At 36.3% G+C, this 13906-nt stretch carries 11 protein-coding genes; 3 read left to right on the top strand and 8 right to left on the bottom strand.

What is annotated here, in order from left to right; translation table 11 throughout:
- Window positions 1–713: 713 nt before the first annotated feature.
- The 8 genes from era to A9G24_RS01135 all read right to left on the bottom strand — a co-directional run bounded on the left by era (window position 714) and on the right by A9G24_RS01135 (window position 10208).
- Window positions 714–1619, bottom strand: a complete 906-nt coding sequence (gene era / locus A9G24_RS01170) for a GTPase Era (RefSeq protein ID WP_065637401.1) — start codon at window positions 1617–1619, stop codon at window positions 714–716.
- The gene (rnc, locus tag A9G24_RS01165) at window positions 1616–2293 is read right to left on the bottom strand and encodes a ribonuclease III (RefSeq protein WP_442902745.1); all 678 of its coding nucleotides are present in this window, start codon (window positions 2291–2293) and stop codon (window positions 1616–1618) included. Before rnc ends, era begins: the two co-directional genes overlap by 4 nt.
- Before the next feature lie 9 nt (window positions 2294–2302).
- Window positions 2303–3304 (bottom strand): signal peptidase I, encoded by a 1002-nt coding sequence (gene lepB, locus A9G24_RS01160; protein WP_065637399.1) that lies wholly within the window; start codon window positions 3302–3304, stop codon window positions 2303–2305.
- Window positions 3305–3351: 47 nt separating this feature from the next.
- Window positions 3352–5148 (bottom strand): translation elongation factor 4, encoded by a 1797-nt coding sequence (gene lepA, locus A9G24_RS01155; RefSeq protein WP_065637398.1) that lies wholly within the window; start codon window positions 5146–5148, stop codon window positions 3352–3354.
- A 155-nt stretch (window positions 5149–5303) separates the two neighbouring features.
- Window positions 5304–6287 carry a MucB/RseB C-terminal domain-containing protein gene (locus A9G24_RS01150; protein ID WP_065637397.1) on the bottom strand — a complete coding sequence of 328 codons (984 nt, stop codon included), beginning with the start codon at window positions 6285–6287 and terminating at the stop codon, window positions 5304–5306.
- A gap of 6 nt (window positions 6288–6293) precedes the next feature.
- Entirely contained in the window at window positions 6294–6854 is a 561-nt protein-coding gene (locus tag A9G24_RS01145) for an RseA family anti-sigma factor (RefSeq protein ID WP_065637396.1), read from the bottom strand.
- Window positions 6855–6904: 50 nt separating this feature from the next.
- Window positions 6905–7477 carry an RNA polymerase sigma factor RpoE gene (rpoE, locus tag A9G24_RS01140; RefSeq protein ID WP_065637395.1) on the bottom strand — a complete coding sequence of 191 codons (573 nt, stop codon included), beginning with the start codon at window positions 7475–7477 and terminating at the stop codon, window positions 6905–6907.
- A 220-nt stretch (window positions 7478–7697) separates the two neighbouring features.
- On the bottom strand, window positions 7698–10208 hold the full coding sequence (locus tag A9G24_RS01135) for a class I adenylate cyclase (RefSeq protein WP_065637394.1): 2511 nt from the start codon (window positions 10206–10208) through the stop codon (window positions 7698–7700).
- An 86-nt stretch (window positions 10209–10294) separates the two neighbouring features.
- On the opposite strand from A9G24_RS01135, the gene A9G24_RS01130 reads away from it, so the two are divergent.
- The 3 genes from A9G24_RS01130 to A9G24_RS01120 all read left to right on the top strand — a co-directional run.
- A complete protein-coding gene (locus tag A9G24_RS01130) occupies window positions 10295–10906 on the top strand; it encodes an NUDIX hydrolase (protein ID WP_081303025.1) in 612 nt (203 codons plus the stop codon).
- Between the two features lie 356 nt (window positions 10907–11262).
- Window positions 11263–12063, top strand: coding sequence for a YdgH/BhsA/McbA-like domain containing protein (locus tag A9G24_RS01125; protein WP_065637393.1), 801 nt, complete (start codon window positions 11263–11265; stop codon window positions 12061–12063).
- Window positions 12064–12457: 394 nt separating this feature from the next.
- Window positions 12458–13906 (top strand): type VI secretion system Vgr family protein (locus A9G24_RS01120; protein ID WP_141673016.1); only part of this gene is annotated, 1449 nt, incomplete at its 3' end.

Here is a 13906-nt window from a genome sequence, read left to right as displayed (position 1 = left end):
CTATTTGATAAATTTAAGACATAGGTTTGCCAGTGCTGGTGTCTGGTGTCTGGTGTCTAATATGATAATGCATTATGGTTCCCCAGTCAAGTAAAATCATGTTTAATTTCAATTTTTTATACTTGTTCGATCATTAAATCGGCTAATTTTTTCAAATCGGCGAAAGTATAACCATTTTAAAAAAGCTTGGCTAGTTTTTTTGGGGGATTTTTTAAAGAATTTTCAAGGATTATTTTATTAAACTTTGCTCAAACACTTAAAGTATTGAAAGATTTGTGTTTTGATAGTGATAATTTTGTAGAAGAATTGTTTCGAATGTTTTGTCCTTTTGGTGAAATAAATAGCAACAACAATAAAGTTCCAAATTTAACCAAATCCCAAATAACCTTGTAGAAAGTCTTGAAGAACCATCAAAAATCATTCAGGCAGAACATTGATTTTATTAAAGTTTTTATTTGATGGTTTTTAAATAAAATCAATTGGTTATAAGATATTTTCAGGGATTTGATGTCTGTTTAAAGTCTATTTGGATGCGGTTTTAACGCACCATTTTATTTTTCTTGACAAAACATAGGCTAGATTTAAAAGCTTTGAAAAAAGAAAAATCAATCAAAAAATTAATTTTATTTGATTTTTACAAAAAAATTGAAAATAGAATTAAAAAAATCAGGCATAAATATGCCTGATTAATCACAAAAGATCGAATAAGATCTTTAATCATCACTATAACCTAAACTCCGCAATGCTCGCTCATCATCCGCCCAACCAGCTTTGACTTTTACCCAAAGTTCTAGATGCACTTTGTTGTCAAAAAATGACTGCATATCTTTGCGGGCTTCAATACCAATTTTTTTGATTTTTTCGCCTTTATTGCCGATGACCATTTTCTTTTGTCCATCGCGTTCAACTAAGATTAATCCGTTAATGCGATACATTCCGTTGCGTTCATCAACTTTAAATTGTTCAATTTCAACGGTCACGGAATAAGGTAATTCATCGCCTAAAAAACGCATCAGTTTTTCACGGATGATTTCCGATGCCATAAAGCGTTGCGAGCGGTCGGTTATGTAATCTTCAGGAAAATGGTGTTCGCCTTCAGGTAAGTGTTTTTTGACGATATCTTTGATAATCTCAACACCCTCTCCTTTTTCAGCGCTAATTGGCACAACATCTAGAAAGTTAACTTTTTGGCTTATCGCTTGAATATGCGGTAATAATTGTGTTTTGTCGCTGACGTTATCAATCTTATTAATGACTAGCAAAACTGGACTTTTGCAGTCTTTTAGTTTGTTGGCGACCATTTCATCATCGTCATTCCAATGTGTTCCTTCAACCACAAAAATCACTAGCTCTACATCGCCAATTGAACTGCTTGCTGCACGATTCATTAAGCGGTTAATGGCTCTTTTTTCTTCAATATGGAGCCCAGGTGTGTCGATATAGATAATTTGGTCGTTATTCTGTGTGTCGATACCGACAATACGGTGACGAGTCGTTTGTGCCTTGCGTGATGTAATCGAGACTTTTTGACCAAGTAATTGGTTTAATAGCGTTGATTTACCTACATTTGGTCGCCCAACAATGGCGACAAATCCACAATGTTGTGTTGTTTCTGTCATTTTATACCTAATTGGTTGAGAGCTTCTTGTGCGGCAGCTTGTTCGGCTTTTCGGCGACTTAAGCCACGCCCTAAATATTCGTGGCTATCGTTGTCGATTTTACATTGAATTAAGAATTCTTGCGCGTGGTTATCACCAGTTACTTCGACAATTAAATAACACGGGCGTGGACGATGAATTCCTTGTAAATATTCTTGCAATCTTGTTTTGGCATCTTTTTGTTTAATGCCTGGTTGGATTTGGTTTAAGCGACTTTGATACCACGATAAAATCAGCGGACGAATAGTGTCGATGTTGCTATCTAAGTAAATAGCACCAATAATGGCCTCAACGGCATCAGAAATAATTGATTCACGACGAAACCCACCACTTTTTAGCTCGCCTTGCCCTAAAATAAGGTGATCGCCCAATTTGAAATCTTTACCGATTTCGGCAAGTGTTTGCCCGCAAACTAATGTTGCTCGCATTTGGCTTAGATCACCTTCGTCTTGTTTGACAAATCGGTGATAGAGTTCGTCGGCAATGACAACGCTTAAAATAGAATCCCCTAAAAACTCTAAACGTTCGTTATGCAGTTTATTAGCACTTCGATGAGTGAGTGCTAATTCAAGTAGGGAGATATCTTGAAACTGATAGCCGATTGATTGTTGAATTTGACTAAATTTTTTCATGATTAATAGTTATTAATGTATGCCACCAATACGACTAAAGCGAATTCCAGTAGGCCATTCGTTGGGCTGTTTTTCAAAGCTCATCCAAATCGCTGTTGCTTTACCAACAAAGTTACCTTCGGGCACAAAACCAAAGTATCGACTGTCGCCACTGTTATCGCGGTTATCGCCCATCATAAAGTAATGACCTTGTGGTACAACCCAAGTCGCTACAGGTTGACCTTCTTGATGATAATAATATTTTGGATCTTCTTGCGAACCTTGCGTTGTTAAAATATCGTGCTGCGTGTCGCCTAGGGTTTCTTGTTGAATGTTCATATTCAATGTCACGATAGAGTTAGAATCAACAATCCCTTTGTCGGCATATTGGTCTAAAGTATAAAAACTCGGGTTTGATTTGAACTGTTCGTGAACTTCTTTCCAGTTACTTGCTTTGGGTTCGCTGTAATGTAAATCAAGTGGCTGTGATTGTTGCCCTATACAATTGCTATCCATTGTTTGGCACGCTGGATAGATTAAAATTTGCTTTTCTTTAACCAGATAGACGATTTTGTCACCAGGCAGACCAACAACGCGCTTAATCAGATCCATTTGGGGAATAGTTGGGTGTTTAAATACCGCCACATCACCACGTTTGGGATGTCCTGTTGGAATGATAACGGTGTTGGTAATAGGATCACGCATACCATACGAAAATTTTTCAACCGCAATAAAGTCACCGATTAATAGTGTTTGTATCATTGACCCCGATGGAATTTGAAACGGTTCATATATAAATGAGCGAATAACAAATACCACAAACAAAACGGGAAAAAACGACGCTAAGTTTTCAACCCAACCTTTGGGTTTACCAACTTCGGCAAGTATTTTTCCATCTACTTCGCCATTGCTTTGGGTGCGAACTTCTTCAACTTTGCGCTGTCTTGCTGGTTTCCATTTGAATTTTTCTAAAAACCAGAAAACACCCGTAATGAATGTTGCTAATGTTAATATGATGGCAAATATTCCAGCCATTTTTTTTCCTCTTTATATAAATCTTTTTATGGATTTGTTTTAATTAGTTAATCTTTTCCTACATGCAAAATCGCTAAAAACGCTTCTTGTGGTAATTCAACATTACCCACTTGTTTCATGCGTTTTTTACCTTCTTTTTGCTTCTGTAAAAGTTTCTTTTTACGACTTACATCACCACCATAACATTTGGCCAATACGTTTTTACGTAGCTGTTTGACCGTTGAACGTGCTATGACATGATTACCGATAGCCGCTTGAATGGCGATATCAAATAGTTGACGAGGAATAAGATCTTTCATTTTTTCGACTAATTCTCGTCCACGATATGGTGCGTTGTCTTTGTGGGTAATTAAGGCTAATGCGTCAACACGTTCACCATTAATTAATACATCCAACCTTACCATGTCAGCAGCTTGGAATCGTTTAAAACTATAATCTAATGAGGCATACCCACGCGAAGTCGATTTTAGTTTGTCAAAAAAGTCTAATACGACTTCTGTCATTGGAATTTCGTACGTTAAAGCAACTTGATTGCCATGATAAACCATATTGGTTTGCACGCCACGTTTTTCAACACAAAGTGTGATGACGTTGCCTAAATAAGTTTGCGGAACTAATATGTTACATTCTGCTATTGGTTCGCGTAATTCTTGAATGTTATTTACTGCTGGTAATTTAGCTGGACTATCAACATAAATTGTTTCGTTCGATGTGGTTAGTACTTCATAAACAACCGTTGGCGCAGTGGTTATCAAATCAAGGTTGTATTCACGCTCTAAGCGTTCTTGAATGATTTCCATATGTAATAAGCCGAGGAAACCACAACGGAATCCAAACCCTAAAGCGCCAGAATTTTCTGGCTCATAAAACAATGAGGCATCATTTAGGCTTAATTTGCCAAGGGCATCGCGAAAAGCTTCGTAATCGTCAGAACTAGTTGGGAATAATCCAGCATAAACTTGTGGTTTGACCTTTTTGAAACCAGGTAATGGATTTTGCGCAGGTGCTTTTGCTAAAGTTAAGGTATCCCCCACTGGCGCACCTAGTATATCTTTGATAGCACAAACAACCCAGCCCACTTCACCGCAATGTAGGCATTGTTTGTCAACCTGTTTAGGCGTGAAAATGCCAAGTCGATCAACGTTATAAGTCATGCCTGTGCTCATAACTTTGATTTTATCGCCTTTGTTTAATTCGCCATTTTTTATGCGAATTAATGAGACAACACCTAAGTAGTTATCAAACCATGAATCAATAATGAGGGCTTGTAATGGCGCTGTTGAGTCACCTTCTGGTGGAGGGATGTCGCTAACTAATTGTTCAAGCACATCAATAACACCAACACCAGTTTTAGCCGAACAGCGAACGGCATTGCTTGCATCAATGCCAACAATATCTTCGATTTCAGCCGCTACGCGCTCTGGTTCAGCCGCTGGTAAATCAATTTTGTTAAGAACAGGGACAACCTCAAGATCCATATCTAACGCAGTATAGCAGTTTGCTAGCGTTTGCGCTTCAACACCTTGCCCGGCATCAACAACTAATAATGCCCCTTCACAAGCAGCAAGCGAGCGCGAGACTTCGTACGAAAAGTCAACATGGCCTGGCGTGTCAATAAAATTGAGCTGATAGGTTTCGCCATTTTTAGCATGATAATCAAGCGTTACGCTTTGTGCTTTAATGGTGATCCCTCGCTCACGCTCAAGATCCATAGAATCGAGCACTTGGGCTTCCATTTCGCGATCTGACAGTCCACCACAAATCTGAATTATGCGGTCTGAAAGCGTTGATTTACCATGGTCAATATGGGCAATAATTGAAAAATTGCGGATATTTTTATTCATATTAATAAATTATAATTAGTATCTTGGTTATTAACGGTTAACTATCTAAAGCGTTTTTTGGTTATTACCAATATTGCTAATAATTACATAGTCAGAAAGAGGAACATTTTACACATTTATCACTGCTAAGCATAGCGTTATCGAGAAGTTTGCACTTATTTCTGGATAATATTTTGCGCAATACGCTCAATGGTCGTTAGCGGTAAATTACCAATAACAATAATATTTTTATGTCCCACGTTAGTTGAATAAATAGTCCGCCCACCTTGTTGAATAATTTGGTAAGATTGCTTAGCTTGTTCAGATGAGATGTTAATCGTAAACGAAAATACACCATCTGAAAATAGTTTAGTCGCAATGTCTGAACTGTAAAAATTTAAATTATAGGCGGCGATTTCTTTAAATCCTTTAGGCAACCAAGCTAGTCGCCATTGGTCGAGCGCATTATTTTGTTTTTCGATCGATAATAAAATCGGGTACGCTCGGCTATTGATGTTGTTCACCAGACCTTTTTTGTCAAAATTTTTATCAAGATTAAGCACTTTTATCTGGTTAATAATATCGCTATTTTGATCTAATAAGTCGATCCTGATCGGTAAATAGGTGTCATCATCAATCCAAATCACGTAGCTATAGCGATCCTGTTCTTTGGCGATGATTTTGACCAATTGCGCGCTGCGATTAGCGGTTCTTGCTTTGCCTAATGCAATAAAGTCATAAATCTTTTTAAGTTCGTTAAAATTATTATAAATAACATCAGGAAAAGCCTCGACAATGCGCGAACTAGTGATGGAAAATGCAGGACTATCAGGTTGAAAGTAACTAGTTACGCCATTATGCAAGATAATCTCTTTATCAGAACCTTCAAGATAGCGCAAATAGGCGTTAATATCTTCCTTTGTAGTAGCACCTAAATGGTAATATTCGAATGTAGTTGCATACTGATTTTTATCTTGCGACAAGAAATAAATTCGATAATCTTGTGTTTGTACTGCATGATGCATTTTGTTTAATAACGCTAAGGCATCCTCAGTATCGTTAGCATAAATGGATACTGAAAAAAACGCAAAAAACAGAGTAAATATAATATTTTGACTCTGTTTTATAAAATGTTCAACGAAATAATTGGGTAATTTCATTTCGAATTAGTGAGCATTTAATCTTTTTTGCAATTCATAATCTTGCACAAGCAATCTGATTTTGTCATATTGTCGTTTTTCAAGTAATTGCTGGTCGTTTTGTTGATGGATCCCTCCCACCGGAGCCACATTCACACCAATTGGCACCGTATTTAGTGTAGGGCTTGTACTGGTATTATCTGTTTGACCTTGATGATATTGTACACCTGCAATAATGCCAAGCGTTACACACGCTGCAAGTCCGACTTGACTTACTTTAGCAAAAAAGTCTTTAACGTGAATCCAAATTAGATTTTCCGCTTTTGGTGGCGTGGTTGCGTTAATATCAGGTTGATCAGCAAGTTGATTGTATAAATCTTCGGTTGCGATCGCTTGTGCGATTTGATTTGTGATATCTAAAGTTAATGCGCTACTATGCAAGTGACCGCGCATTGTGTCTCTTACAATATGATAACGATGCCAGTATGATTGCAAACTTTCATCATGCGATATTTCATCGATAATATGTTCGTTTGTAAACTCGCCATCCATAAGTAATGAAAGTTGCTCTTTGCGTTCTATTTGCATAGTAAATACCTTAAATTTATGACTACTTTTTATCAATGATTTTGTAGGCATCAACTGAGTAATGGTTTAATTTTTTCATCTATCGCATCACGTGCTCTAAAAATACGTGATCGCACTGTTCCAACGGGTACATCCATAATTTCAGCAATTTCTTCGTAACTTAAACCGTCGATTTCGCGTAAGGTAATTGCGGTTTTTAAATCATCAGGTAGCGCTTCGATCGCTGCAAATACAGTTTTTTTTACTTCATCTGAAAGTGCTAAATTTTCGGGATTATCAAGATCCCGTAATGAATCCGCACCTTCATAACTTTCGGCTTCACTAGCATCAATATCTGATAATGGCGGCCTTCGTCCTTGAGAGGTTAAGTAATTTTTTGCGGTATTTACTGCAATTCGATACAACCATGTGTAAAAAACACTTTCACCTTTAAACAAACTTAATGACCGATAGGCCTTAATAAAAGTCTCTTGCACAACATCGGGAACTTCAGATGCTAATACATAACGAGAAACCAAATGAGCCAATTTATTTTGATAACGAACCACAAGCAAATTAAATGCGTTTTTATCTCCGTTAAGGACGCGATCAACTAATACTTGGTCTGTTATTTGCTCCCCCATTAAAGGCCTTTCCTTATTATATTAATAACTGTCAATCGACCCCAAAATTTGCGCTGACATACAGTTAGATTCTTAAATTAAAAAAAAGTTCCCATTATTTTAATAGAAATTTAATTATTTTACTTATTCATTGTACATTTTTACTCTTTTTATACTAAAACACACATTTTCCTGAAACTTTTTAACATAATTATTTTCAAATAAAATCGTTTTTGTTCTTTTAATTGAGTGGAATGATCTCGCGTTCATTACAGTCATTATAAGTAATTTGATAAAATTGAGGTAGATTAAAATTCACTGAGCTACTAGTCGTAAATGTAAAGCGATCATCAGATAGAGCATAAAATTCATTGATATCTTTAACCATGTTCTCTTTTGATCCATTGCAGTTACGGTAAATTTCGACTTGGTTATGTTCATTTAGGATGTAAAGATCAAAACCTAAATCTGTATCTTCAAAAAAGAATTGAATGATCCCAGCATAGGCAACGCTATCAATTTCTGTCGGTAATTCATTGGTTTCGTCTAAAATGTTTAGCGGTCTGCCTTGTACTTTGTTATTTGATACCGCACCATAAAAATCGATCGCATTTTCAAATTGATGACATGAAACGCCTAATCGCTCAAAAAATAGATACCACGAACAGCCTCCTATTCTTAATGGCTTGACTTGCGTTGAGTTGTTTTGAGTCGTCGTTAAACGTAAATCAATACATTCATCCATAAGCTTTTTCATTTGCTGTTTGATTTCACCGTTTAAACATTCACTATAACAAAAAATTTCGATTGAATTGGGCAGATCTGCATCTTTGTGCATACGATTTAATAATGCCTTAATAGCTTCAAGTACCGATAGTGTGCCACTAAAATGGAGTACGCGAATTTCATTCCATGAATTGCGATACAAAAGATCAATCGATCCCACCAAACTTCGTTCGTATTTGCCATAATTCAAGACACTATTGGTCACTTCATCGTCTAATTCAATATTAGCGGTTGGATCGTCTTCTATATTTAAAATAATGGCTAAGTGACGAATTTCGCATGGACCATATAACTGTTCTTCGGTTGCTACTGGCACATCAATAGGAAAGTAATTTTTGAGATCTGCGATCAATTGATTAATTTTTGTGTTATTGTGATTTTCGCCATCGTGATAATAAAACGTAGTAGCATTTGCTATTAAGCCATTAAAATAACACCACCCTACTAGTTTTACTAAGTATTTGCTGTATTCTAGATATTGATGACCAATAATTGATTGTAACATAGGTTTTTGATTGTAAACATACCACCCCGACCGATTGATGCGATCTTCAGCCACATGGATAAATGTTAATGCGTCCTCTTGTAAATTATTAGATATATTGAGCTTTAATGTGGTGATCTTGCCTGGTAATACTTCAAAAGCAGCATAGAGCTTACGCGTCAATATCGCCAGATCTTGAGGACTAATCAATGAATCTAAATTATTACGACGACCAAAATTGAGTAAATTTCGATAACCTGTCATCATGGTATGCAATAAAATCTCGTGTATTTCTCGTACTTGCCCTATTTTCCAAGTTTGACAGGCATCTAATTTTGTAATTTGCTGCTCATTCCATCCCCACTCTCTAACTAAATCACTCAAAATAGTACGACGCCATGACGGCGATTGTATTGGAATGGACAGTTTTTCATTCACTTTTAAATAAAAGCAATTGCGAATTAACTCAAGTCGCTGAAAATCATTAATTTCAATGAGATAGTTACTAATTCTGTCTAACAGCATGTAATACGAATCTAGATACATTCCTTTATGTATTTCGCCGTTTTGAATGAGTTCTCTCATTTGATAAGCAATGGGTTTATTTTGTGGGTAAATCCATGAATATGCTTCTAATAACAGGGTTTTAAGGACTGCTTTAAAGGGGGAATCAATACTTTTATACAGTTGCCATAAACTTGCGCCAAAATACTCTTCAGCTGATAAACCAGTTAGCGGGCCAAAATCAATCCATTGATCTCGTTCGATTAACTTAAGATCAACCATTACATTAACGCACTTTTCATAAGTTGGATAAGACACGTTATTCACGGTGAAATTGTAAGGTATCGCATACCACAGTAAAAACTTACCTGCTAATAAATTTGCTGAACGGTAAAACTCTTCAAGCAACAAAATATGCTGTGCAGATCCGCAATTTTCCCCCATTAGACATTCATGATGCTTATTAATAAAACGATCGGCATCGACCACAAATAACGTTAATTTGACTTGCAAATTGGCGGCCCAGTTTTCGATTAAACGACATTTTTTTTGTAATGCTTCTTTTTGATTATCGGTTAAACTGTTTTCAATGCATATCCAAATATCAAGATCAGATTGAACCGATTGTCCAATAGAACAAGTACTTCCCATCGAATATAAAGCGGATATTGCTGGAAAAGCGGTAGTTGTCGTTTCGTTTTTATTTGCAACAAAATTGAATTTGCTTTTAAGCAGTTTATTTGCAACATCAGACAATCTATAACAAGCAATACCCGAAGGTATGTCACCTTTCATATATCCCGGTAATTCAGGAGTATGATAATGAAAAAGAGCAGGAAGTAGCAAAAACACCTGTTGAAATTCATCTGGCATTCCAATAAGCGCACGCTCACGTTTTAAATTAGCAAGATTTTCAAGTTCTTTTTTTATGTTATTGATATAATGTTGCATAGCTTCAATTAGGTAAAATACGCGCATTAAACTAACGCATTTGGTAAATCTAGCATGTTATTAATGTAAGGTAAATAGAACAAAATTTTAAAACAGAAATAAAATAAATAATTATGATGACAATTGAAAATATAGCTAACCAGATAAAAAAACAAGAGAAAGCCAAATTGGTTGATAACAAAGCTGCGGTGTTATTACCGATCGTTGATATTGATCATCAATTGCATCTTTTATTTCAAGTTAGATCGAAAAAATTAAAATGGCAACCAGGAGATATCTGTTTTCCTGGAGGGCGAGTTGAATTAACTGACATCAACCCCGAATACACCGCTAAACGTGAGACCGTTGAAGAATTAGGTATACCCCTTAATCAAATAACGATTTTAGGACAATTACCCAAATTCATTGCCACATTAGGCATGATTATTTACCCATTTGTAGGCACAATCAACTCAATGGATGATTTACAACTAAACCATGACGAAGTTGAACAGATTTTTACCGTTCCTATCGAGTGGTTTATACATAATCCACCACAGTGTGCGACAATGTTTGTGGGGCATAAGCCTGCCGATGATTTCCCTTTTGATGTCATAGTTAACCGTTCACCAAATTGGCAAAAAAGATCCAAACATCCCGTCTATTTTTATCGGTATCACAATCGGATTATTTGGGGATTAACCGCTCAAATCCTTACGAATTTTATCGAAACAATTCGAGAATAATCTATATTAGGATATCATTTTAAAATGGGTGAGAACATACTAAATTAGCAAACATTAACACTTTATTAACAATTTATTTTATTTTAAGCAATTAGTGCTAGGTAATCTTCTATTTTATGAAAATATCTTGTGGATTATCGCTGAACATCATATAACTATAGCTAGTTGTTTTAATATTCGTTCCTGCAAAAACAACTATAATGTCTTAACGCTTTTAACAAGCAGACAAGGACAAAACATCAGGAGATCCGCCAGTTCGAATACTCTCGAAGCAATACCATTAATATATCTGCAAATTAAATAAGCGTTAAACAGTGATTTTCTATTTTAATAATTCAAAAATGAAGGGTTCTATCATGAAACGTTTTAACAAAACCTCTATTGCTTTAGCCGTATTATTATCTTTACCAGTTGCCAATCTTTATGCTGCTCAGCCGTTAACTGCTAAAGAAAGCAGTCTTTTAGTGCCATTGAAAGAAATATCGGTAACTGGAAGCTACTTACAAGCCGATAATGCTGCTAATGATATTTCGCGCGCTGCCGACGAAGCTGGAGCTAAATACTACTATATTACTGCAATGGAAAATCCAGCCAATGGGACTTCTTCTGATCGTGCTATTGTTTATGCTAATATTTATCAATCTAACGCACCAATAACCGTACAGAAAGATGAAACTACTTATAATGGTGTAGTTTCTTATGAACGTTCAAAAGCCCTTTACTATTTACCATTTGAAGTCGTTAAATTTAAAGGTAATTACAATAACACTTCTGAAATTACCGAAGCAGCAAGCAAATTAGCCGCTGAAAAAAATGCCTATGCATTTTATGTTTATTCTATTTCATCGGCCGATAACAAAAATCAAGCACAAGACATAGAAGTTGCCTTATACAAACAAGATGCACCGGTTAGGGGTTATATCGCCACAACCGATATACACGGTCAAGAAGCTTACGAAATAAGTAGCGAAGCATTTAAACGCATGACTCCATACAACACAATTAGTTTCCATGGTGTATTTAACAATACTGCCGACATTAGTGCGGCTGCACAAAAACATGCCATTGCTAATGGCGCGCATTTTTATTATGTAAAAGAAGTATCATCCAACTCAGCAAGCACAGCACAAACTGTTTTTGTAAACTTATATAAATAACGCTTTACAACATGATTTTCCACGTGTTACATATAGACTTATGCACGTGGAAAGTCTTTTAAATTAAATGTAATAAAATGATTAACTTTAATAAAAACAAAATCGCAACGTCTTTATTATTGTAATAAAATTTGTTTGTAATAAATTATATATCCTCACCAAATCATACTAAGTCATTTTTATGCCAACCTGTTCTTAAATAAACACATTAATGAATTACTAACCTACACCATCAAAAACAACAAGCAGCATAAATAAAGTTGTAACTCGTAAATGTTTTATTGTTCATAAAAACCCTTGACTATTCAAAAAAAATACGTATTTTAAGAGTGTAGATTACCTTATGATTTATTTTAGATAACCAAAATTATAAATATAAAACAAGGATTAAGCTATGGGCATAATAGATCAGTTAACCAGTCATCTTGATTCACTTGCCAGAACCACCCCGCTGAATCGTTACTCGCTTTCGATAGATGGACTTGAGATGACAACAGAAATTTCGGTCTTATCACTCGAAGGCAAAGAGCAGTTAAATCAACCTTGGCAATATTACATTGATTTTACCAGCACAAATCGTCAGATATCCATCGATTCAGTACTCAGCCAAACCGCATCACTGACTTTTCATCCCAACCCCTTACCACTTACACTCACCCAAATAAGCTCACTGGATATTGAAGATAAACCCCGCACACTCTATGGGGTGATTACTGAATTTAGTTTTGTCTCAATGAGTGAAGACCAAGCTCACTATCGGGTGGTGTTTGAATCTAAAGTGGCATTGCTAGCTAACCATCATCAAAGTGCTATTTTTCAAAATAGAAGCGTCGTTGAAGTCGTTGAAGAGGTGTTGCGTAATCACGGTTTTATCGGGATTGATTTTCGAATGGAGTTAAATGAAACTTACCCTGCTCGTGAGTTCATTACCCAGTGGCAAGAAAGTGATTTAACCTTTATTCAGCGATTATTAGCTGATGTCGGTATCTGGTTTTATTTTGAAACGCATCCAAAACATCGCTGTGATGTCATGGTCATGAGTGATTATGAACAAGGATTAAAAAAGGCGGGTAATATTGCAATTAAGCAGCCCAGTGGTTTAAATGATAGTCGCCGTCATAGCGTATGGGATTTGCAATTTAGCAGCAAAACCAAACCCAATCAGGTGCGTATTAATGATTACAACTACCGCACGGCAAATAACAACCTTCACATCACCGATAATAGTCAACAAAAAGATATCACAACCCGTGGCGATGACTATCGTTATGAAGAGCATCATAAAACAGAGGGAGATATTCAAACTGTTGAAAGTGGCAAATGGTATGCCCACATCCGCCATCAACAACATATTACCGAACAATTAACTATTTATGGCAAATGTAATGATTACCAGTTAGCGCCAGGGCAACTTCTTATTATTGATGGCTGCCCAATTAACGATATCAAAGACGGCATTATGATTGTTGCAACCCATAGTCATGGTGACCGAACCGAATCATACCAAACCCACTTTACCGCTATACCGTTTAATGTACTTAAACCTTATCGTCCTGCGCCATTACCGTGGCCACAAGTGAGCGGTACATTACCAGCAAGAGTGACCAGTCCTAATCACGATACCTATGGCTATATTGACCCTCAGGGGCGCTATCGTATTAAGTTTAACTTTGATTTAAAAAACTGGAAAAAAGGCGAAGAAAGTTTATGGGTTAGGCTTGCCAAGCCTTATTCAGGGAATACCTATGGTTTTCATTTTCCCCTTATTGAGGGTACCGAAGTTGCCGTTGCTTTTACGAATGGCAATCCTGACCGCCCCTATATTGCCCATGCAATGCATGAC

The sequence above is a fragment of the Gilliamella sp. App6-5 genome, assembly GCF_001690525.1.
In the GTDB taxonomy this organism is placed as follows: Bacteria; Pseudomonadota; Gammaproteobacteria; order Enterobacterales; family Orbaceae; genus Gilliamella; species Gilliamella apicola_H.
The sequence above is the reverse complement of the archived record's forward strand: the minus strand, read 5'-3'. Positions and strand labels throughout refer to the sequence as shown.